At 57.2% G+C, this 22,212-nt stretch carries 17 protein-coding genes and 1 pseudogene; 14 read left to right on the forward strand and 4 right to left on the reverse strand.

All coding sequences use genetic code 11. The features are described 5' to 3' along the window. The first annotated feature begins 56 nt into the window (after positions 1-56). Positions 57-575, forward strand: a complete 519-nt coding sequence (locus C4E04_RS21640; RefSeq protein WP_109598098.1) for an acyltransferase — start codon at positions 57-59, stop codon at positions 573-575. Between the two features lie 100 nt (positions 576-675). On the opposite strand, the pseudogene C4E04_RS13735 reads toward C4E04_RS21640, so the two are convergent. Next, a pseudogene (locus C4E04_RS13735) lies at positions 676-1,447 on the reverse strand (IS5 family transposase). A 396-nt stretch (positions 1,448-1,843) separates the two neighbouring features. Further along, positions 1,844-2,878, reverse strand: coding sequence for a glycosyltransferase (locus C4E04_RS20915; protein WP_162559397.1), 1,035 nt, complete (start codon positions 2,876-2,878; stop codon positions 1,844-1,846). 374 nt (positions 2,879-3,252) lie between these two features. Here C4E04_RS20915 and C4E04_RS13745 point away from each other — a divergent pair, with 374 nt between their 5' ends. Next, positions 3,253-4,182, forward strand: coding sequence for a Gfo/Idh/MocA family protein (locus C4E04_RS13745; protein WP_109598102.1), 930 nt, complete (start codon positions 3,253-3,255; stop codon positions 4,180-4,182). Positions 4,183-4,247: 65 nt separating this feature from the next. After that, positions 4,248-4,562 (forward strand): hypothetical protein, encoded by a 315-nt coding sequence (locus tag C4E04_RS13750; RefSeq protein ID WP_162559398.1) that lies wholly within the window; start codon positions 4,248-4,250, stop codon positions 4,560-4,562. 683 nt (positions 4,563-5,245) lie between these two features. On the opposite strand, the gene C4E04_RS13755 is transcribed toward C4E04_RS13750, so the two are convergent. Further along, positions 5,246-6,073 carry a creatininase family protein gene (locus C4E04_RS13755; protein ID WP_109598106.1) on the reverse strand — a complete coding sequence of 276 codons (828 nt, stop codon included), beginning with the start codon at positions 6,071-6,073 and terminating at the stop codon, positions 5,246-5,248. A gap of 110 nt (positions 6,074-6,183) precedes the next feature. Next, positions 6,184-7,788, reverse strand: a complete 1,605-nt coding sequence (locus tag C4E04_RS13760; RefSeq protein WP_109598108.1) for an ABC transporter substrate-binding protein — start codon at positions 7,786-7,788, stop codon at positions 6,184-6,186. A 443-nt stretch (positions 7,789-8,231) separates the two neighbouring features. On the opposite strand from C4E04_RS13760, the gene C4E04_RS21645 reads away from it, so the two are divergent. The 11 genes from C4E04_RS21645 to C4E04_RS13815 all read left to right on the forward strand — a co-directional run bounded on the left by C4E04_RS21645 (position 8,232) and on the right by C4E04_RS13815 (position 21,716). Beyond that, positions 8,232-9,944 (forward strand): hypothetical protein, encoded by a 1,713-nt coding sequence (locus C4E04_RS21645; protein WP_305777680.1) that lies wholly within the window; start codon positions 8,232-8,234, stop codon positions 9,942-9,944. 9 nt (positions 9,945-9,953) lie between these two features. Beyond that, the gene (locus C4E04_RS13770) at positions 9,954-11,183 is read left to right on the forward strand and encodes a M10 family metallopeptidase C-terminal domain-containing protein (protein ID WP_109598113.1); all 1,230 of its coding nucleotides are present in this window, start codon (positions 9,954-9,956) and stop codon (positions 11,181-11,183) included. A gap of 443 nt (positions 11,184-11,626) precedes the next feature. Further along, complete coding sequence (locus C4E04_RS13775) at positions 11,627-13,600, forward strand: Hint domain-containing protein (protein ID WP_109598115.1); 1,974 nt, start codon at positions 11,627-11,629, stop codon at positions 13,598-13,600. Then, the gene (locus tag C4E04_RS13780) at positions 13,588-17,175 is read left to right on the forward strand and encodes a calcium-binding protein (protein ID WP_109598117.1); all 3,588 of its coding nucleotides are present in this window, start codon (positions 13,588-13,590) and stop codon (positions 17,173-17,175) included. Before C4E04_RS13775 ends, C4E04_RS13780 begins: the two co-directional genes overlap by 13 nt. 121 nt (positions 17,176-17,296) lie before the next feature. Further along, positions 17,297-17,503, forward strand: a complete 207-nt coding sequence (locus C4E04_RS13785; RefSeq protein ID WP_109598119.1) for a hypothetical protein — start codon at positions 17,297-17,299, stop codon at positions 17,501-17,503. Continuing rightward, positions 17,472-17,828: a winged helix-turn-helix domain-containing protein gene (locus tag C4E04_RS13790; RefSeq protein WP_109598121.1), complete on the forward strand. Its 357-nt coding sequence runs from the start codon at positions 17,472-17,474 to the stop codon at positions 17,826-17,828. Before C4E04_RS13785 ends, C4E04_RS13790 begins: the two co-directional genes overlap by 32 nt. Before the next feature lie 71 nt (positions 17,829-17,899). Further along, complete coding sequence (locus C4E04_RS13795; protein ID WP_109598123.1) at positions 17,900-18,214, forward strand: transposase; 315 nt, start codon at positions 17,900-17,902, stop codon at positions 18,212-18,214. A gap of 1,147 nt (positions 18,215-19,361) precedes the next feature. After that, positions 19,362-19,916: a rhodanese family protein gene (locus tag C4E04_RS13800; RefSeq protein ID WP_109601133.1), complete on the forward strand. Its 555-nt coding sequence runs from the start codon at positions 19,362-19,364 to the stop codon at positions 19,914-19,916. 10 nt (positions 19,917-19,926) lie between these two features. Then, positions 19,927-20,709, forward strand: coding sequence for a sulfite exporter TauE/SafE family protein (locus tag C4E04_RS13805; protein WP_109598125.1), 783 nt, complete (start codon positions 19,927-19,929; stop codon positions 20,707-20,709). A 165-nt stretch (positions 20,710-20,874) separates the two neighbouring features. Beyond that, a complete protein-coding gene (locus C4E04_RS13810; RefSeq protein ID WP_109598127.1) occupies positions 20,875-21,330 on the forward strand; it encodes a TIGR01244 family sulfur transferase in 456 nt (151 codons plus the stop codon). Further along, the gene (locus C4E04_RS13815; protein WP_109598129.1) at positions 21,330-21,716 is read left to right on the forward strand and encodes a DUF302 domain-containing protein; all 387 of its coding nucleotides are present in this window, start codon (positions 21,330-21,332) and stop codon (positions 21,714-21,716) included. The genes C4E04_RS13810 and C4E04_RS13815 overlap by 1 nt, the downstream gene beginning before the upstream one ends. The last annotated feature ends 496 nt before the right edge of the window (positions 21,717-22,212 follow it).

Consider the following 22,212-nt stretch of genomic DNA (forward strand, 5'->3'; position numbering starts at 1 on the left):
CTTCAAGGCTAGCATTCGTTATGTAGCAGTTCCCCGTTCCGACCTCACGGCACATCATGTCAGCTCGCATCCATCCATCGGCCGAAGTTCACACACTCGCTAAAATTGGCGAGGGTTCTCAGGTGTGGCACCAAGCTCAAATCAGAGAACGTGCAGAACTTGGGGACAACTGCATTGTTGGAAAGAACGTCTATGTTGATTTCGAAGTCTGCATTGGCAACAACTGCAAACTTCAGAACAACGTAAGCATCTTCCACGGCGCGCGATTAGAAGATGGCGTTTTCGTTGGCCCGCACGCGGTCCTGCTAAATGACAAACTTCCCCGTGCCATCAACCCGGATGGCACGCCAAAATCTGCGGCTGACTGGATTGTAAGTGGGGTCACGGTTGGATATGGCGCTTCCATCGGCGGTAGAGCTGTTATTCTGCCTGGTGTCACCATCGGGCGATGGGCTATGGTCGGGGCTGGAGCAGTCGTAACCAAGGACGTTCCAGACAATGCACTGGTTTATGGAAACCCTGCCCGTGTTCATGGGTATGTGGACAGCGCAGGAAACAGGATGGATCCCGGGTAAAGAGCAGTCTGCCATTCGTTCAACCTGTTTCTCGATTGGAAGTACGTGGCACTAAGATTGTTTAATAGAGCCGGTCTGAGTGCGTTAAGCTCAAGACTTGTTAATTGAGGTAGAAGGCGGCGACAGCCGCGAGGCAGATAGCCGAGAACAAGGTGTGAGCGCAGCGGTCATAGCGGGTGGCAATCCGGCGCCAGTCCTTGAGCTTGGCGGACATGTTCTCGACCTTGTGCCGTTGCCGATACAGAGCTCTGTCGGAGGCTATCGGCACCTTGTTCCTGGTCGACGGAATGCATAGTGTGATGTCCTTCTCGACAAGAGCCTCCCGGAGCCAGTTGCTGTCATAACCCTGATCTGCAATCAGCGTAGAGCCCGACGGCAGCACGCTGAGCACGAGCCGAGCGCCCCTGTGGTCACTCATCTGGCCCCCCGACAGCAAGATAATCCGCTTGCCGGCGCCATCGCAGACAGCGTGGAGCTCAGCTCACCTTTGTGTGCCCGATACGCCGGGGAACATCCCCTTTTTGAGCAGGCCTGCCGCGGCCCGGTGCGCCTTCAACTGGGTGGCGTCGATCATGATCCGCTCCGGCTTTGGACCTTCACCGGCCAGGGCCGCGAAGATCCGGTCGAACACGCCCAACCTGCTCCAGCGCGAACCTGTTGCAGAGTGTCTTGTGCGGCCTGTACTCCTTCGGCGCGTCCTTCCGCTGCAGGCCGTTGCGGATCACGTAGACGATCCCACTGACCACCCGTCGGTCATCGACCCGTGGGACCCTATGAGCCAACGGGAAGTACGGGGAGATCCGCGCCAACGGGCGCTCGCTGAGCAGAAACAGATCGCTCTCATCGCTGCCTCCATTACGGAGGCACTGAATCACTCCTCAGGCCAAACTAATAGATCTTGACCCTAGAAGCCCAAGCACGAGAAGCGCCCCCCTGCGGCCCAGATTCACCACCCGTACAAGGGCCTCATCCTACAGATCCTGGCCGACCCGGACGGGCCAGTCAGTTGGACTGACGATATCCATGGGGTGACAGATCCGCTCTAGCTTGCTCGCCGGCGGATCCCGCAGGAGTTGATCCGAAATCCGGCACCAAAGCGCAGTGAATGAGACTAGCCGAGGAGCCGGGAAGCTCCCCCTACAGTCCACAATTTCTCGAATCCCACCCAACTCTGTGGCAGCCCATCTCAAGGCCTCAAGGAGAAGGTGGTTCTCCGAAGCATAAAGCCAGCCTACTTCAAGCGCGCACACTTATCACAAATACATTCTTCATAATTTCTCATAGTATTCGACAAGTTTTTTAGCAACAACCAAACCTTGATGAAAATTTTCAGCATATGAGACTGATCTTGCTCCAATTTCCTTCCATTTCCTTCGATCCTCGATGATCTTCAGCAGATCTTCTTCGAGACGATCAATCCGGCAATTCACGATAGGGAGCTCGGGCGGAAAGCACTCCCGCAAATCATCGCGGATATACGCGAGGGTAGGCTTACCAAGTGCCATGGCTTCGACGGCCAAGACCCCATACGCACCAACAAGAAGCTGATCAACAACGAGATCTGCTTCTCTCAATGATGCCATAACCACATCATGACCTACGCCGGACAGGAAGACGAGTTCGACCTTGACACCAGCCCTCTTTAGGTTCTGGACGGCATCTTCTAAAAAGCGCGATCCTTTGAGGCGTGAGGCAGACGGAGCGTGCACAATATAAACGGTATCATCAGCCTTATTACCCCGCACATTGGTTTTGCGCCGGAATGCCGGCGTTGCCGAAGCAGCTAATTTACGCACGTGAGCAAGGTCAACAGCCTGCGGCAGCCAAATAGCCCGAGGCTCAAACTCAAGGAGATCGGGTGTCGTTACCGTGATCAGATCTGACATTTCGCGCCGGATTTCCCGGCTAACAGTTCGGTTGGCACTGCAGGAGATTGGCCAACACTCGGCACAAGCGCTAATTCGATGGCGCTCTAAAACTAGCTTAGAATCACGGATATCACATCCGTGATAATGAAGGATCACTTTCTTTCCTGCACTCTTAAGTATCTCCAAATCTCCAAGTGATTGTCCAAATAAGGAAGAACCAAAATGGAAATTAAATATGTCGAAGTTATCTAAATAATACCTGATTCTATCAGAAGGGTCATAGTTTACCACTTCGGAAATGCGCTCTGATTGAAACGTATTCCCGAAACAAACCGCCTTTGAGTCTAGCCCAAGAGCGCGCTCATATGCTGCAAGACTGGCAGGAACACCAGCAATATTATGTAACCCATGGAATACACGATGCTTCAATACCATTACGTCACCCGGACCATGTCCTAACATTCGTTTCTAATAATTAATAGGAACCGAACATCTTTTGCTCTGCAGTCCGCGCCAACCTGCACTGCTGCGCTTACAGAACCTATCAAGCCTCAATGCCCTATCTGCTTGTTGATGGCAACAGTCCTATCTGAGGCTTCGTTTTATAACTCTACTATGAACCTCGCCACCAGGCTTGCAATGCTCGAATTCACCTTGCCTTGAACAAGAGAGAAAACGCATCAGTCTAGGCTGCTTATCGCAATCCGTGCCATCGACCATATCAGCCCCAATGCCCGCCCTGTACATTTCCGACAGTGTTAGTGTATGAGTGCCCGAAATGGCAGCTTATTGTATAGGGTAACGGGGAAATGGACCTGAGCACTTTGAGGGTTGGTGTCATCGGCGTTGGCATCATGGGTCAAAATCATGTGCGCGTCCTATCTGAGATGACGGCGATAGAGCTGGTTGCGATTTCAGACCCGAATACTGAGGCATTTTCGAAACTTCGACTCCCTCCCCAGACACGCACTTATTCCGATTACAGTGAACTGTTGGCCCATGATCTTGATGCCGTTGTCGTGGCCGTTCCTACCGTCCACCACCATTCCATAGTCATGAAGGCCCTTGAGAGAGGGATCAACGTACTCGTCGAAAAACCGATTGCAAGCACCATTGCCCAAGCTGAGGAAATGGTGGCGCTGGCAGACGATCGCCAACTCGTGCTCATGGTCGGGCACATTGAGCGCTTCAACCCGGCGGTACAAGCAGTCAAGACGGCCCTTACACATGAGCGACCCATCTCCATTTCCATTACCCGGGTTGGACCGTTCCCGCCCCGCATCGCGGATGTAGGGATCATAGTCGATCTCGGGGTGCATGATATCGACCTCATCCGGTATCTGTCAGATTCCGACATTGTCGATGTTCAGGTTCAAAAAGAAAAGACGAGAGGATTGAGAGAGGATATTGCTCTCATGCAGTTCAGGACTCAAAATAATATTCTAGCACAAATTAACACGAATTGGCTTACTCCTTTTAAGGAACGCAGAATTGAGGTTTCCGGTCGAGAGCAATTCATAAGCTGCGATATGCTCACACGGAGTGTGGTGACTTATTCCGACTATAAGACGGATGGCAGTTTCGTCACGCGCCACCTAAGTGTTGCGCAAATCGAGCCTCTCCGAGCCGAGCTTCTCGCATTTAGCGCGGCCGTCAGAAAGAATTCAACTCCTCCTGTCACAGGTCGAGATGGGCTTCAGGCACTCAAAGCGGCCCTTGCCTGCTTAGAGGAGGCTTAAGCGGAATTTCTTGCTTGCGCGCCTCAGTTTTGATACTTTATATATCGCCGCTCGAGGCAGAAATTATGTCAATCGCCATCAGCCGTATTATAGAGTTTTATTTACGTTTCGACCAAAAACCAAAAGAAATTATAAGTATGATCAATACGTTGGGACTTCGCGTTGCCCGCGCAGCACTTTACGCCGTTACAGTTTATGCATTACTGCTGAATCAGAATTACTATGATCTCAACTTATTTATATTGTCCCTCTCGATATTCGGAATTGCCTTATTTAACGACATGTATGGCGTTCTACGTGTGCTAATAGTATTTTTGCTCATTATCGTCTTCCTTCCTGAAAAAGCATCTCTGATTCAGCTTTTCTCCCAACTGTTCTGACAAGGCTATCGAAACTCCGATTAAGCAACCCCCTCCCTGCTCGTCTGATTTTCAAAGCGGACTTGTCGGCAGGGCGCCATGGAACGCGGATGTCTCAGGTCGTTAATCACTATGTCAGGCATTGCTATGAATTGCAGAGTCAGCATCATGCCAAATGCAGCGAACCGATGGAGACAGCACCGTTTTACATCTCAGAAGAACAGTTGACTGAGACGGCTCAAGGGGAGTCACTTGGGTACACGGCCGAAGGCCGGGGATCAGGCGCTGAAGATCTCCACTCGCTACGGGAGTCGCACAGTCGCTGTGGCAGAGGCAGTCGAATAGCAAATTCGACACGCAGTCTCTGACGTTATGGTCGTCAGCAAGGCCGACCGACCCACAGACATGGCTAGGCGGTCGGCTTGGCTGACTTCCTCAATTGTCACAGATTCACAGCTATAGGCGAGCGTGATCCGCCCTGAAGGTGTCGGAGTAACGAATCCAAAGGCTAGCTTCGTTTAAAAGACAGCACTTTACGCGCGCACCTGCTGCGTCAAACCGACGTTAATGGCCCCACAACAGTTAACCCGCTCAATTAGCCATCCGGGAGGGGAAAGACTCGTTGGTCGATGGCGGTTTCGTAGCCCCCCTGCCCTACACTATTCCCGACCCCTATCTCAAATCTCGGCAGCATGAAGCCCCCATTAAACGTCAGCTTGGACGCCGGAGGTCGTGCCCTGGCCACGGTCCTGCTGCCAGATGAGATCCGGAGCTGACCAGAGGCGCTCGTCCCGAATGCCCTTGGCTAATACGGCAGCATGAATTCCAAGGAAGCGCTCTCCTTTCTCCCGGCTGGCCGGGCGCGGGTCGCCCCAGGTACCCGTGATCGGAGCTCGTTCAGAGAACGAATAGAACCGTGAGAAGCCTTGTGGTGCCTCGGTGCGCATGGGTGCTTGCTGCACGGCCTCGTCGAATTTGTCGACACGCACGATGTCACCGGCAATCGCCATCATCACCGAGGTTTCGCCCTCACAGGCATGTCTCGGCATTTCCGTTTCGGCTATCGCAGCGATCTCATCATGCGCCATCATCCATGGCGTGGTCGCGACGATAGGCATGGCAAATGTCACCGCGAGTTCTCGTATGGCAACCGCCAGCGGGTCGATGTTGCCGCCATGGCCATTGACGATGAGGAGGCGCTTGAACCCAAGAGCCTTCAATGAGCGTACGATCGAGCGGAGAATGCCGTAATACGCCCCATAGTCGAGACTGATCGTGCCGCCGAATGGGAGGTGATGTTCGCTCATGCCGAGCCAGAGGCCCGGTAGCACGGCCACGGGAGTTTCGTCCGCCACCAGGCGCGCTGCCTGGATTGCAGCCGCACTGGCGCTGGCCGTATCGGTGATCACCGGAAGGTGGGGACCATGCTGCTCGAGGGAGCCTACCGGGAGAATCGCCAGAGCGTTCGAACGTGCTGCCAGAGCCCTGAGATCCGGGGCCGTCATTCGGGCCCATTCCACTTCAATCGTCATAGATTTCCTACTGTCCTTCCTCGTTGCCAATCAAGCAGCTCAACACCCTGACCTTCTCGAACCCCTCCCCATCTTGGTCCGTGGGATATGTGAAGTGATTTTCCGCGTAGCTATTTCTTGAGCGATACGCCGTAGAAAGGCTGGCCTCCGAAGAAATGCATCTTGTATCCAGAGACTTCCTTGCGAACCGGCGTAAAGGCCTGGGCATTGGCGAAGAGTATTGCCGGCGTATCGTCATGGAAGATTTTCTGGAGGTCGACATAGATCTTAGCACGCTCGGCCTGATCGCTGATGGAGTTCGCGCGAGCAAGCTTTTCGGAAAACTCTTTGTTGCACCAACGGGCTCGGTTGCCTCCCGTGGCGACCGCATCGCAACTCCAACTCAGGGACAGAAGCTGGCTGGGATCCGGGTAGTCCCACGTGCTGCCGCTCATCGCGACTTCGTGCTCGCCCTGACGGGTGCGCTTAAGGTATTCGCCCCACTCGAATGACATGATTTCGGCCTGGACTCCGACTTTGGCCCAGTCTGCCTGGATCAGTTCAGCCGCACGACGTCCATTCGGCATGTAAGCCCTAACGACCGGAATGGCCCATAGAGTCGTCTTGAATCCATTGGGATAACCGGCCTCTGCGAGGAGCTTCTTAGCCTTCTCGGGATCATACTCGCGAAGCTTGAGATCGTCATTATGACCCCACAAGGTCGGCGGGATTAGAGCTGCTGTTGGCGTACCGGTGCCCTGGTACACAGCTTGGACGAGAGCGGGCACATTCGTGGCATAGGCCAGGGCCTCACGAACACGACGATCGTCGAACGGCTTCTTCTGATTGTTGAAGGCCAGGTAACTCATGTCCGCGATGGTACCGGACTGAACGTTCAGGTTGGGATCAGCCTTCATATCGGCCAAATCGCCCGGGTTCGGATAGCGACCGATATGGCACTCGCCGGTTTTGACTTTAGCGTAACGTACGCTCGGGTCGGACGTGATCACGAACACAAGGTCGCTCACCTGCGCAGCTCGGTCTGACAGACCAGCGGCCTCACCCCAGTATTGGGGGAAGCGCTTGAAGCGTACGGTGGCATCCTTTTGATAGGCCACGAAGCTGAAGGGGCCCGTCCCGACAGGCACCTGATCAACCTGGTCCGGCGTACCAGCCTTCTGCATGGCATCAGCATACTCGGCTGACAGGATGGACATCGGCTCGACCGAAAGCGCACCGAGGAGCGCAGCCTCAGGTCTTTTGAGCACGAACCGGACGGTATAGTCGTCGACCTTTTCGACAGCCTTCAGAAAAGGAGCTACGAGCCCTTCGTAGTATTCGTAGCTTCCCCTTCCGATCTTATGGAACGGATGCTTCTCATCCATCATCCGTTGAAACGAGAAGACAACGTCATCAGCGTTGAATTCCCGGGATGGCTTGAATGTCCGGCTCGATTGCCAGTTCACGCTTTTCCTTAGCTTGAAGGTATATTCAAGGCCGTCATCAGAGACGCTCCATGACTCAGCGAGGCCCGGAACGATCTTGGAGCCTCCACGCTCGACACTGACGAGCCTGTCGTAAATCTGGGCGGCAACATCGAATGCCGTGTTGGCGGTCGAGAATTGAGGATTAAGAAAATCCGGGCTGGCCTCCGTACACACCACTAAGGTTTCAGCAGAGGCAATGCTCATCATGGTAAGGAACGCGAAGCTGGCGGCGGCGGTGCGGCAGAGCATTGGGTTCTCCAGGATAGCGGATCTAATCAGATCTTAACCCGACATGAGCCGACGGCAAGGTCGCAGGCTAGCTTGGCCCCATGAAGATCCCCCATGAGAATTCTCTTGTCGATCGATGTTAAATGTCTCGTGTGATCTCATTCTAATATTACACGAGCAAGTACGTCTCATCAGGACATATTGGCAGAGGCCTCAACTGCCTGCAGCGGAAGCTGTCCTCAAGTTCGCGAGCGCAGCCACAGATAGATTATTGCAACATATTTACAACTTTCCAGGGGAGTGATTATGTTCACACCCTCGGCACTGCATACAAAAACCCTTTAAAAACTTGTCGTTAGGTTATGATTGATGCTCTCGCCCGCCTGCCTGCTGCTGCAATCGCTTACATATCTGAGCCCGCTAATAATGTCCTCATCGTCTCCGCAGATGAGGTCCCAGGCGCCTTGCTTGCGGGGGGAGAGGGCGTTGATACCCTTCGGCTGAACGAGGGCGGGACCTTCGACCTGAGGCTTGCCGCAGTCTTCGACAGCATCGAGACCGTGCAAGGCTCCGAGGGGCACGATACCATCGTCCTCGATGAGGCGCGCTTTGCCGGCATCATGACCTTCGACGGCGGTGCTGCTGCGGCAACTCACTGGGATGAGCTGGTCCTCTTCGGCCAGGCCTTCGACTTCACCGCCCGGACCCTGAACGGTATCGACCGGATTTCGCTCCAGACCGACAAGGCGGTCCTGACGGTGGTGGATCATGACACTGCCCTGCTCGCCTCCGGCCTCGTCAGCCAGAACGACAGGCTGGTCGCGGCGAGCGTCACCTTCACGCCCGCGGAGCTGACGCGGCTGCACCGGCAGGGCCTCGACACCATCGTCGATGCGGCCGGCACTCATGTGAATACGGCTCCCCTCATCCAGGCACTCGCCGGAGACCGGGTCGAGACGAAGGCCGGCCGCACGGTCTTCATCGATGCCGGCCGCAATGCCGTCGTGTCCGACGATGACGGAGCCTATGCGCTTTTGAACATCAGGGCCCCGCAGGGGCTCGATGCGCCGGGACGGCTCGGGATCGACACGACCGGAGCGGTTGCCCTTTCGGCAGGATATGCGGCCGGCAGCCTCGTCATGGTCGGCGGTGTCGAGGTCGGCATGCTGTGGGAGGCGGGCGATGCCGGTCTCAGCATCGCCTTCAACAACCTCAACGCCACCTCGGCCCGGGTGCAGGAGCTCATCCGGGCCGTGACCTTCACGAGCGCCGCCCTGCCGCCGCAGGCGAGCACCGAGCAGCCCGTGACGGTGACGCTCACGGATGCGGGCGGGCGCCACTCCACCGCCAGCCTAGTCATCTGGCAGGACGTGCCGGTCGTGCCACCGCACCTGACGCTCAGTCACGCCAGCGTGCCGGAGTTGTCCGGCCCCGGCACGCTGGTCGGCCTGCTGACGGCGGAGGTGCTGGGCAAGGGCGACAGCTTCACCTACACGCTCCTCGACGATGCGGGCCATCGCTTCACGCTCGAAGGCGACCGCCTGCTGGTCGCGAGCAACGCCCGGCTCAATTACGAGGAAAAAACCTCCCATCGTGTGGTGGTGCGCGCCACCGCCCCCGACGGCACCCATCTCGACCAGGCCTTCACGATCGTGGTCAGGGACGTGGCGGATGAGATCGTCTACGGCACGCCGCGCAACGACGGCATGCGCACGGCGACCGGCACGGACGGGAACGACACCCTGATCGGCGGCAGCGGCCGGGACACGCTCTCCGGCGGCCTCGGCAACGACACGCTCATTGGACGCCTCGGCAAAGACGTGCTGATCGGCGGCGAGGGACGGGACCTGTTTGTGTTCGACACCAAGCCGAACCCGCGCACCAACGTGGACAAGATCGTCGATTTCTCGGTCCGTGACGACACGGTGGCGCTCGACAACGGGATCTTCAAGGCGCTCGGGACGAAAGGCACCTTGAACAAGCCGGCGAAGCTGAATCCAAAGATGTTCTGGAAGGGCGCTAAGGCGCACGATGCCGACGACCGCGTCATCTACAACCCGAAGACCGGAGCGCTGTTCTACGACGCGGACGGAACCGGGACGATGGCAGCCGTGAAGATCACTGTGTTGGCGAAGGGGCTGAAGGCCATGTCGTACAAAGATTTCTTCGTGATTTAGCGTGCACCCATGACAGCAAAGTTCATCCGCGCTCTGCGCAACGATTGGAAATACATCAACAATTGGCGCGGCTTCGCGAACCCGTCGGATGGCGAAGGTGTCGTCATCACCTACAACTTCATGACCAAGGTACCCGACGAACCGCGGGTCGATCCGTTGCCGGAGATCAACACGAGCTTCACCCGCTACAGCATTACCGAACAGAAGGTCGTGCGGGCAGCGCTGAAGATCTGGTCGGCCTATGCCAACATCAAGTTCGTCAAGGTCGACACTCAGGATGCCGGCATCATGTTCGGTCAGCACCGGATGTATGATCCTGTCGAGGGGTTCGCGGGGACGCTACTCTACGATCCGGCCAAACAGGCGATGCGCCCGACCGATGTCTGGCTGAAATCGAAGGGGTTCACGGACGGTTTCCTCACCACCCATCGCGGCCTCGAAGTGACACTTCACGAGATCGGTCATGCGCTCGGGCTCAAGCACCCCTTCGCCGGGAAGGCGCGGCTCACCGGCGACGATCGCGATTCCTCGATCATGTCCCAGGACTATAGCGGGCCGTACAACAAGCCCGGGATCTATGACATCGCGGCGCTCCAGTCGATCTACGGGCCACCGCACAAGCGCATGAGCACGAACACCTACAAGATCGGCAGTGACAAGCTGATCTGGGACGGCGGCGGCATCGACACCGTTTCAGCCGCATCCGCCAAGGCAAAGGCCTACATCGACATGAACGACGGCTCCTGGAGCTGGGTCGGCAAAAAGGCAAAGTCCCTGCTCGATGACGGGCAGAGCTGGACCGGACACTTCACGCAGATCGAGAAGGCGATCGGATCCCGCTACGACGACAAGATTGTCGGCAACGAACTCGACAACACCATCCAGGGCGGCAAGGGCAATGACACCATCACCGGAGGCGGCGGAGCTGACAGGCTCTTTGGTGGCGCAGGTAGGGACACCTTCGTGTTCAAGAGCTATGCCGACATGGGCACGCTCGAACATCACGACGAAATTATGGATCTCCAGCCCGGTGACAAGATCGATCTGCGAGCACTTCACACCACGTTCCTTGGAACCGGTGCCTCCGACGCTCTGCTGAGCTCAGGCGTGGCTGGGCAGGCTTATTTCAATTGGAGCACGCAGGAGCTGAGATTGGACGCAGATGGGAATGGGACCGCCGATTTTGCAATCTCCATGCATCGAAATGCGATCGATCCAGGAGCTCTAGTAATGATTTGAAAGATCATGTGTTCAAACGATGCTGTTGGTCGAGAACTCTAACTTGCAAGCTCGCATATACGGGTTTTTCGAGTCTGCATTGATTACGTAGGGGGAGTAAATGAAATTTGTTGCTTTGCTACTGTCGTTCATCTTTGGGGGATTGCCGGGGTGATGTTTTATAGTTTTTCACACCCTTATAATCAGATTCTAACGATATTAGAGAGTCCTATAAACCATCCCGGCTCACTGATTATCTGCAGAATGGACGAGCATACTAGGCTTAAGGATTATCTATTGTCTAATGATCAGAACCTCGACGTTATTCGTACTCGCGACAGCGAAAATGCGGTGGTTCTAATTGAGAGCGGTACTCTTATTGCAATTACATTTTCTACATCGAAGTCCAGACTGCCAAGCTACGGTTGCTTTGAGCGGTCCTAGAGAGAATCTTGGGAGCAAAAATGTCAGTAACAGTCCTTGAGGGCAAATCTCTCGAATTGCAGTTTCAGCAATTCAAAGAGTACGCAAAAGACATTACGGAGTGGTCCAGGTCGCAATACAATGAAATTGTAGATAAGGCGGCAGCTCCCCTTGAGGCAGCAATGGATGAGCATGGCATTCCTCGAGAACAGGGGCTTGCACGGAACGCTATTGCGCACGCTCTAGCTGCTGCTCTTGTATCTTATGACCAAGGGTTTGTCGCCGCGCATGCACTCGCGATAGGAAAGGAGATTGCTCAAACAATAGTTAATGATAATGATCTGCAAGATTTTAAGAAAGATATGTATAATAATTGGATTGGAAGCACTATAGCGGGTTATGCTATAGCCAATAATCTCACTAGAGAAGAAATTAAAGAAAAAGTCTTTCAAGCATACTATTCTGGGGAATTAATTGTAGGTTTGCGAGATCCTCGAATTGATCATTTCTTTTCAATTAAATCGAATTTATCGAAATTTGCCGATGATCTCTATAACAAGATCGATGGTTCGCTAAGTCATTGCTTCCCATCTGGAACGCTAATCTCACTCGGGCATAATCGGCACAGCCTAATAGAGGATCTTGCCGTTGGTCATACGGTTCTAGCCTATGACGATTTGAGCGTTCGGGCAAAGAAAATTACTCGAATCTTTCGTGGAATAACAACGGAATGGCTCATTCTATCATGTGGTCTTACAGTAACGCCCGGCCATCGTTTCATTAATGAGTACGGCACATTCGAGCGCATTGAAGACATCGTCGGAAGGGCGGGCCAAATTGTCCGAGAGGATGGGTCATTAGAGTATGTAACTGCTAGGCGGATTGAATATTCACATGAAACTCGGCATCTCTACGAGGAGGCTGAGGAGTATATTTCAGTTAGTTCAAGCGGGAATGCATTGCAATCTCAATTCCGCCGGGGCTGGCGAACCTACAATTTTGAAGTGGAAGATCTTCATACGTATATTGCAGGGGGAGTGAGAGTTCACAACGACTCTCTCCAAGATTATCTTGATCTCTCCGTCATGATGAAGAATGAGTCGTACGTGGCGGCGGCGTATGGTGCGATGATGGATCGTGGATGGGGCGTCCATGCTTTCGCATCCGCAGCTTGGGCCGATGCATCGTTCATGTCACAAGACTTCGCCGGCCATTTGAACGATATGGTCGGAGCGTACAAGGATGCGGTGAATGCCAAGGACTTCAAAACCGCTGAAGCCATCCGCGAGGGTCTTGAGAACCTCCGGGCGACTGGAATTGAGCCTAGTCTTGCCGAGCACCAGCGAGGACTGGCTGAAAACCTAAATTCCGCATCGCGCGACGCATATCCAGGTCGGATTGCAGGAAGCGAGAATGCTCTAAAGGGAACTGACAAGGCCCTCGGTGAAATGCGTGGCTATACCGGTGACGGCACGAATCCAAGCGTTGCCGGCCCAGCCGCGCCGACTGGGGATCCGATGGCGGACTCGGCTCCACATAGTGGTGGCGAAGGTGGCTTGTCCTTGAATGCAAGGACCACTGATAGCGAGTCAACAGCTCCAGTCATCACGGTCAATGGATCGACTACTCTAGCAGAGCTTCCCGATGGCACGAAGTTCGTGGAGACGACTGGCCCAGGGAAGGAAAGCGCGGCTGTAATGAAGGGCGATGATGTCCTCGCGCTCAGCAGCACAATAAAGTTGGCTGATGGTACGAAACGTGAAGAGGTCTATACCGCTATACCTGGTGGAGGGTTCCAGTCAGGTGTAACCGTCTATTCGTCCGAAGGCGATGTACTCTCGTACACGATGAGTGTGAATCGTCTCGTCGTATCTGAATACCGGCGCTCTAACGACAAGTCCCAGACTTGGCATCTCTATGCTGACGGGGGATTTTGCGGCAAAATGTTTTTGTCGATGCGGAGGGAGGTGGTTGGGTTTGGGAGTATGACCTTAACCGAACGATGCCGTGGCTGACGAGAAAAACCTGGTATTCGCCAAAGCAGATCAGCCATGTTCTCCTTGCCAATGACAAGGGCCCGAAGGAGATCCAAAGCTACATCGCGAATTTCACGCTTCCGAGCGATGTGAACAAACTCACCCTCATGGATCGTGCCAGGAATGGTACAGGCAATTCTCGTAATAATCTCCTGACAGGAAACGATCTCGCCAACAAGCTTAGTGGTGCTGGGAGCAATGATACCCTCAAAGGCGGCGGTGGCGATGACACGCTGCGAGGCGGTGATGGTAACGACAGCCTCTACGGCGAAGCGGGCCGCGACGTGCTGCGCGGCGATGACGGCAACGACGCGCTCTACGGCGGCATCGGCGACGACACGCTCTACGGTGGCTTGGGGAACGACAATCTCTCCGGCGAAGGTTGGGACGACAAGCTGTTCGGGGAGGATGGCGACGACACGTTGTCCGGTGGCGAAGGCTACGATGCGCTTTATGGCGGAGCCGGCAACGATCGTCTCGATGGCGGCACGCAGGGTGACATTCTCGATGGCGGTGAGGGCGACGACACGCTCTCCGGCGGCAGCGAGGGGGACGAGCTCTATGGCGGCAGCGGCAATGACCTGCTCGACGGCGGCTCCGGATCCGACCGCCTCTTCGGCGATGCCGGCAACGACAGCCTGCTCGGCGGCGAGGGTTCGGATGAGCTCTATGGCGGTGATGGCGACGACACGCTGAACGGCGGCATTGGCCACGACTTCCTCGTCGGCGGTGCGGGCGACGATTGGCTCGTCGGTGGCGACGGTCGTGACGATCTGCGCGGCGGTGACGGCAACGACCGTCTCGAGGGCGATGCGGATGACGACGAAGCCTCGGGCGGCGACGGCAACGACACGCTTCATGGCGGCGACGGCAACGACCGCCTGCGCGGCGATGCGGGCGACGATATCCTCTATGGCGACGATGGCCGCGACGATCTCGATGGCGGCGCGGGCAACGATCTTCTCTTTGGCGGAGCCGACAATGACGCGCTGCTCGGCTCCGGTGGTAACGACACGCTCTATGGCGGCACCGGCCATGACGGCCTGGTCGGCGATGCCGGCGACGATGCGCTGTATGGCGAAGCCGGAGACGATGTCCTCAAGGGCGGCGCGGGCGCGGACCTCCTCGCCGGAGCCATTGGGGCCGATACGCTCTATGGTGGTGCCGGGATGGACAGCCTGTCGGGTGGCGAAGGCAACGATCAGCTCTATGGCGATGCGGAGGCCGACAGCCTCGACGGCGGCGCGGGTGACGACAAGCTGTGGGGCGGCGACGGCCGTGACGCACTCGACGGCGGCGACGGTAACGACGTGCTCACGGGCGAAGCCGATGACGACACCCTGCGCGGCGGGCTCGGCGACGACATGCTCTCGGGCGGGGCCGGCAACGACAGTCTCGACGGCGGCGGCGGGCGCGATCAACTTTTCGGCGGTGAAGGCAACGATATATTGATTGGGGGGCCTGAGGTCGACTACATCGACGGCGGCGAGGGCACCGACACCCTGGTGCTCACCGGCCTGCATTCCGACTACAAGATCCGCTTCAACGAGGCGATCAGCCGCTTTTCGATCGTCGACCTGCGCGCCAGCTCTCCGGACGGCACGGACCTTGCGGCCATCGAGCTGTTCCAGTTCAGCGACGGCACTTTTACCAAGGCCGAGCTCGATTACGTGATCGGGACGGACCGGGACATCGCCTGGGACGTGGACAACAGCGACGGTTCGAGGAGCACGCTCGGCTGGCGCCCCTGGGCGGTGAACCCGGCGCAGTTCGAGATCTTCATCCAGCACCGCACCATCGCCAACGTGCTGATGAGCGAGACCGTCTTCCATCCGGACGGTTCGCGGTTGGCCTCTGCGTGGGACACGAGCGCGGACGGCAAGGGAGAGGCATGGGCCTCCTACGTCCAAACCTACGACACGCAGGCCCGGCTGACCAAGCAGCAATACGAGAACGACGACACGACGCGCCTGATCGAGGAGTGGGACTACGACGGCGCGCAGGCCTGGAGTCACCGCGCAACGTGGTCGATGAATGTCGCCGGGACGTACGAGGACTACCACCAGATCGACACGCTGCACGAACCGGATCCCGGGCCGGATCCAAGCATCGTCGATGTGATCGAACGCCTGAAGGATCCGGCGAACCAGGCGCCTTGGGACGTGATCGTCCGCGAATACGATATCTACAGCCCGAACTCCGATCATTGGCTGACGGAGGACACGAAATACGACGATGGGTCGCGCATCCTGAAGGGCAAGGATTATGCGCTGGATACGAAGAACCACGGCTCGCCGCCGGCTCCGTATGCACGGGATGAGTGGCAGAACTTCGAGGAGCGCTACGATACGAGCGCCCGGAAGTACTATGAATCCTATACCTATTACGGCGCGACCGAGACCGACCAGACCCACACCGTCATCAAGGAATGGGACTACAACGGCCAGAACTGGGCGGATTCCACGCTCTACATCGAGGGGACGGACCGAAAGGTCTGGCAGGAGATCAACTACGACACCGACCCGACCTACTCCAAGATCCGCTGGGACTGGCACTACAGCCCAGGCGATTGGTCGGAGCAGGTGACCTACTGGAACAAGGCCGGACAGGATGTGTGGCTGGAGCAGATCTGGCGCAACGGCGACGGAACGGTCGACCGTGGCAAGGTGATTCAGAAGGACTGGACCACCGAGGTGAAGTGGCAGCGCTACGAATACGACTATAAGCACGATACCAGCCAGATCACGCAGGAGCGCGTTCTTTACGACGACACAACCTATGAGGTGATCGACCACGATCTTGAGGGGCAGCACCCTGACTATAATGTCAAAACGGTCACCTACACGAGCGAGGCGCAGACGACACGCTTGTCCGAGCGGATCATCCTGGATAGTCCGAATAAGTACGGTGCGATGCTGACGGTCTCGTTGTGGGACGTGACCAATGCCGACCCTGACTGGGCGAGACTTGAGACACACTACCAGCCCGATCCGGAACATGAGGGGCAGGTCCGGCCTGTCCATCAAAAGCAGTATTTCAGCATGTCGAAGGACAATCCCTATTATCTCCGCACGTGGGATTACGGGACAGTCGAGGATTGGCAGTACTCAGTTGAGCTTTACGACAAGAACGGGGATCGCTACGCCCGCAATTACAAGATGGACGACGATACGTGGCGGACCTACGACTACGACCAGAACGGCGAGAAATGGACCAATATCAAGCAGTATCTGCTCGCGGATAAGAAGACGCGCTGGCAGAAGGAAACGCTTTTTGACGACGACCACTTCGTGATCCAGAAATGGGATGTCGATGGCAGCGAGACGTGGAGCTACTATTATATCCGCAAGGAGCATGAAGTCGACAAGAACAGCACCTGGGAGTGGTACATCGACGACAATGGCCAGACGCATTATAAAGTCGGTGATGCGAGCGGCCCTGCCGAGGAGATTCCTGATCCACCATTGCATACCAATCCTGATGACGGGGTCTTAGGCCCGCCGCTCAGCAAGGTGGCATTCGTATCATATGTATCTGAACCTCACTTTCTTTAGGGTTATTGCGTACTGCACATCAGATTGACTTATACCCGGCCAGGGAATTGCTGACTCGGATTTGCGTCGGGGTGCCTGACGTGATTCACTCCGGAGCGGGGGCGCTGTTGAGGGGATCAGCATGGCCGCTCTCCGGATCCGGCAGGACTATTCACCATCCGACTTACGCCAACGGGCTGCTCGCGAGAGGGACGCCGGGGCCAGCCTGCGGTTGCTGGCGATCACCAATGCGCTGGAGGGTATGACCCGGGCCGAAGCCGCTCGGCTGGCTGGCATGGAGCGTCAGGCTCTGCACGATGCCATCCAGCGCTTCAACACTGAGACCTGACGGTCTGCATGACCGCCCCCGAACCGGCCGCCCGGAGAAGCTCAGCCCTGGTCAGCAGGTGGCGCTCAAGGCCCATATCCTGCGCGGGCCGGAGCCCAAGCGCGATGGAGTGAGCGCCTGGCGTCTGGTCGACCTGTGCGAGCATGTCGAGCGGACCTATGGCGTGAGCTACAGTGAGTGGGGGCTCTCGTGCCTGCTCAAGCGGCTGAACCTGTCGCGTCAGAAGACCCGGCCCTCGCACCCGAAGGGCAATCCGGCCGCGCAGGCGGCGTTCAAAAAAGGAATTCCCGTCAAAGCTGCAGGGCCTCGCGGCCCAGCACCCTGAGGCGCGTCTTCAACTCTGGTATCAGGACGAAGCGCGCTTTGGCCAGAAGGGCCGGACGACACGCGTCTGGTATGAGCGTGGGGCGCGTCCACCGGGTGTGGTCGATCAGCGCTTCGAGAGCTTGTATCTGTTTGCCTCCTGGCACGGACGAGACCTTCGCGTTGGCGCGGCCGCGGGTGAACGCCGACGCCATGACGATCTTTCTGGAGCAGTTTGCCCAGCAACTCGAACCCGGTGCACACGCGGTGCTCGTGCTGGATCAGGCCGGCTGGCACGACGCGCGGGCTTTGCACATGCCAGAGACGATCACGCTGTTGCCCTTGCCGCCGGCCTCACCCGCGCTGAACCCGGTGGAACGCGTCTGGCTCTACCTGCGCGAGCGCTAACTCTCGCATCGCATGCTCAACGATTATAAAGCGGTGTTGGACGCGGTCTGCCGCGCCTGGAACCGGCTCCTCGACGAGACCGGCCGTTTCACAACATTGACGGCCTACCCGTATCTCACTGCGTCAGGAATTCCATGAGCGGGTATTAGTATCTATGGTTGGCTGGCTGGATTGTTTCAGGCACAAATCCGACTTCGCAGATCCATCGAATAATCTGTTAGAGTGTCTGAGGATAACTCCAAGAGTATCCTTGGAGTTGCGATGTGTCATGGATGGCTGAGATAGGTCACAATAGCCGCCGAACCGGACTGGTATCGATAACCGCTCGATGAATTAGTTTATCTGCGTCGACAAAGCACTTTGCGCCCTTCATTCATGACCGGGATGATAAAGGCGTCACTTAGCGCAGAAGAGACAACACAGGCACCTTGGCGAAGGACTATGGGATAGAGCCCCCTGACAAAGTCGATGCTCGCTATTCACAATGCTGCGAATTTTATCCTCGTCTCGTAAGAATATCGCGGACGCTCCATTAAAGTAGTCATGATCACAAAGCTTTATGACGCAAAGCTTCGCATGGCGCGTAGAGGGTACTAAAATTGGACAGTTCTGCTCTGTTACGTATATTCAAATAATTTTTACAAAAAAACAGAGGAATATTATGAAAAAGTTTGTTCCACTCGTAACCGTTATGGATCCACCACCCGCGTTATGCTGAGAGCGCCCAATGTCCCTTGGTGGGGCGGCCGAAATTTCATCTGCAGAAATCAAAGTCGCTACATTGAAGGCCGCGACTACGAACCGACGAACCTCAGTGATTTGATCACCACTGCAGGTCATCGCTTCTTGCCATCCTACCCTGCAGGTCTGGCGCACCTTTAGGATTCTGCTCCCGGGCCTGATCGACCCTGCCGGGAGCGACGGAAGAGCTTGCAATCCACCGCAGAGCGAGCCGCTCTGCAAAATCGACCGGGACATCAAGGCCCTAACTGATCTCTAGAGCAGGCTTCACCTCACACGGGACCAGATGCCGGCCACCACGCCGCATCACCGGCGCGAGGAATGGGTTGACTTTAAATTAGAAGTCACTAAATAAGACTTATCTAAATTAAAGACCTGTTCCACATTCCCCATGTCAGAGGTGACCATGTCCCTTCCCGTCCTCACACCTGCCGAAGCCAAGCTTAGGCTCGACCAGGGCGCCGTTCTCGTCGACATTCGCGAGACGGACGAACACGCTCGTGAGAAGATTCCCGGCGCCCACCTGATGGCCCTATCCCGCCTGGACGAGGCCAACCTGGGCCAATGGGACGGGAAACCCATGATCTTCCACTGCAAGAGCGGAGCCCGCACCAAAGCCAATGTCGGCCGTCTGTCAGCCAAGGTTGGCGGCGCCTGCGAGGCCTTTATCATTGACGGAGGCATCGACGCCTGGAAGACGGCCGGCCTGCCCGTCACGGTCGATCGCCGCCAACCGCTGGAGTTGCAGCGCCAGGTGCAGATCGGGGCCGGCAGCATGGCGTTCCTCGGAACCCTCCTGGGCGTTCTGGTGTCGTCCTGGTTCCTCTTCGTTCCGGCTTTGGTGGGCGCGGGTCTGATGGTGGCCGGCATCACCGGGTTCTGTGGCATGGCACGGATCCTGATAAAGGCCCCCTGGAACCGGAGGGTCTACGCTCCGACCCAGAAGGCTTCCATGGCCTAAGGACATCATGATGGACCTGTCCCTCACCCAAAGCGTCCTTGGCCTGGCCTCGGGCTCGCTTGTCGGCTTCACGCTCGGCCTCGTGGGCGGGGGCGGCTCGATCCTGGCGGTGCCGCTGCTGGTCTATCTCGTCGGCGTGTCCAACCCGCATCTGGCCATCGGCACGAGCGCGATTGCGGTGGCGGCAAATGCCGCCGCCAACCTCGCCAACCATGCTCGCGCCGGGAACGTGAAGTGGCGCTGCGCACTCGTCTTCTCCGTCGCCGGCGTGATCGGGGCCTTCGGCGGCTCGACGCTGGGCAAGATGGTCGACGGGCAGCAGCTGCTGGCGCTCTTTGCTGTGCTGATGCTGGCGGTCGGAGCCCTGATGCTGCGCAAGCGCTCGGCCGGTGGCGAGCCGGCCGTGCAACTCAGTCGTGAGAACTTTCCTAAGCTCGTCGCCATCGGAATGGCGACAGGAGCGCTGTCCGGCTTCTTCGGCATCGGCGGCGGCTTCCTGATCGTGCCAGGTCTGATCCTGGCGACCGGCATGCCGATCCTGTTCGCCGTGGGCTCCTCTCTTGTGGCCGTGACGGCCTTTGGGCTCACGACCGCCTCCAACTATGCCCTCTCGGGCCTCGTGGATTGGACCTTGGCGGCGTTATTCATTGCAGGCGGCGTGCTCGGAGGGCTCCTCGGTGCCCGGTCGGCAAAACACCTCTCCGCGAAAAGGGGCGCCCTTAACACGGTGTTCGCCGGCCTGATCTTTGTAGTGGCGATCTATATGCTGGTGCGTAGCCTCAACCTGCTCTGAAACTGGAAACAGGAGGTGCCCGTGGAACAGACACTGCAGCAACGGCCAGGTGAAGCCGCACGACGACCATCAGAGGGCGATGGTTTGGTCCGATGGATTCGCCAATTTCGCTGCCCCTCATGATCCAGCTCTTCCGTTCTCAGTTCCTTGAAAGGAAACAACACCATGAAGGTCTCTAAGTTGACGCCCAATATTTCGGTCGCGCACCAACTGGTCGAGAAGGATCTCGAGGAGGCTGCGGCAGCCGGATTCAAGGCAATTATCAACAACCGCCCCGACGGTGAGGCTCCGGATCAGCCCCGAAGCGAGGAGCTTTCGGCGACCGCGAAACGCCTTGGACTCGTGTACCATCACATCCCGGTCGTTCCGGGCCAGATCTCAACCGATCAGGTCGAAGCATTCAGGACAGCCCTCGGCAACGCGGACAAGCCTGCCCTCGCCTTCTGCCGCACGGGGACCCGCTCGGCCACTTTGTGGGCGCTCGCCGCCAGCGACAGGCTCTCGCCGAACGAAATCCTGCAGACGACCTCGGAAGCAGGGTACGACCTGGAGGCATTGAGGCCTCGCCTCGAAGCAGCCGTTGCGGCGAATTCACAACCCCTTGATGATGGAGGAGCATAATGGCCTACTATTTGGCGAAAAGCGTTTCCATGCCGTTCGACGAGGCGGTTGCGCGTACCACCGAGGCCCTGAAGCAGGAGGGCTTCGGCATCATCACCGAGATCGACATCCGGGACACGCTCAAACGCAAGATCAACGTGGATTTCCGCCCCTATAGGATTCTCGGAGCCTGCAACCCGGCCCTCGCCCATGAGGCGCTGCAGACCGAAGACAAGGTTGGCACGATGCTCCCATGCAACGTCATCGTGCAGGAGCTCGCACCCGGCCGGGTCGAGGTCGCGGCAGTCGACCCTGTCGCATCGATGCAAGCGATCGACAATCCTAAGCTGACGGAAAAGGCGCGAATCGTTCGTTCGAAATTGGAGGGTGCAATCTCCCGGATCTGACGCCCCCTCGATGCTCTCGTGCTCGCCATTGTGAAATCGAGTGAGTAAACGCCTAGTCCATAGGGGCGCTTTGCCGGTTTCACTCAGATCGGTAAAATGGCCCACTAGGAACCTGGCGCCCAACGCCCCGTTGACTTCGTTGTTGCAGGAAGCCGCTTTATGATGGCGATCCTGTCGGATGGCCACGCAATGCACGAGCGAATCCGTCAACCGGCCGGTCCTGAGCCAGAAAGCAGAGATCGTCTGCTGGCCCGACTGCTTGACCGGCCGCGGCATACTGGCAACACGTCTCTCGGCGATCCAACAGCAGCCCGAGCGACGATCTTGGACGACAGTGACCAAAGCGACTGAGGCTATGCGGTCCCGGATGGGCCGCCTCCAACTGGAGAACATGCCATGAAGACTTCCCTTCTCGCTGCCACTCTGATCACCTTCGCTGGCTCCGCATTGGCACAAGTGCCATCGACGGCTCCTGTGCAACCCCAGACGCCAGGGG

The organism is Microvirga sp. 17 mud 1-3, assembly GCF_003151255.1.
Taxonomy (GTDB): domain Bacteria; phylum Pseudomonadota; class Alphaproteobacteria; order Rhizobiales; family Beijerinckiaceae; genus Microvirga.

Coding starts and splice junctions, on each gene's coding strand:
- C4E04_RS21640 (WP_109598098.1), top strand. CDS start 57: ATGTCAGCTCGCATCCATCCATCGGCCGAAGTTCACACACTCGCTAAA.
- C4E04_RS20915 (WP_162559397.1), bottom strand. CDS start 2,878: ATGGTATTGAAGCATCGTGTATTCCATGGGTTACATAATATTGCTGGT.
- C4E04_RS13745 (WP_109598102.1), top strand. CDS start 3,253: ATGGACCTGAGCACTTTGAGGGTTGGTGTCATCGGCGTTGGCATCATG.
- C4E04_RS13750 (WP_162559398.1), top strand. CDS start 4,248: ATGTCAATCGCCATCAGCCGTATTATAGAGTTTTATTTACGTTTCGAC.
- C4E04_RS13755 (WP_109598106.1), bottom strand. CDS start 6,073: ATGACGATTGAAGTGGAATGGGCCCGAATGACGGCCCCGGATCTCAGG.
- C4E04_RS13760 (WP_109598108.1), bottom strand. CDS start 7,788: ATGCTCTGCCGCACCGCCGCCGCCAGCTTCGCGTTCCTTACCATGATG.
- C4E04_RS13770 (WP_109598113.1), top strand. CDS start 9,954: ATGACAGCAAAGTTCATCCGCGCTCTGCGCAACGATTGGAAATACATC.
- C4E04_RS13775 (WP_109598115.1), top strand. CDS start 11,627: ATGTCAGTAACAGTCCTTGAGGGCAAATCTCTCGAATTGCAGTTTCAG.
- C4E04_RS13780 (WP_109598117.1), top strand. CDS start 13,588: ATGCCGTGGCTGACGAGAAAAACCTGGTATTCGCCAAAGCAGATCAGC.
- C4E04_RS13785 (WP_109598119.1), top strand. CDS start 17,297: ATGGCCGCTCTCCGGATCCGGCAGGACTATTCACCATCCGACTTACGC.
- C4E04_RS13790 (WP_109598121.1), top strand. CDS start 17,472: ATGCCATCCAGCGCTTCAACACTGAGACCTGACGGTCTGCATGACCGC.
- C4E04_RS13795 (WP_109598123.1), top strand. CDS start 17,900: ATGAGCGTGGGGCGCGTCCACCGGGTGTGGTCGATCAGCGCTTCGAGA.
- C4E04_RS13800 (WP_109601133.1), top strand. CDS start 19,362: ATGTCCCTTCCCGTCCTCACACCTGCCGAAGCCAAGCTTAGGCTCGAC.
- C4E04_RS13805 (WP_109598125.1), top strand. CDS start 19,927: ATGGACCTGTCCCTCACCCAAAGCGTCCTTGGCCTGGCCTCGGGCTCG.
- C4E04_RS13810 (WP_109598127.1), top strand. CDS start 20,875: ATGAAGGTCTCTAAGTTGACGCCCAATATTTCGGTCGCGCACCAACTG.
- C4E04_RS13815 (WP_109598129.1), top strand. CDS start 21,330: ATGGCCTACTATTTGGCGAAAAGCGTTTCCATGCCGTTCGACGAGGCG.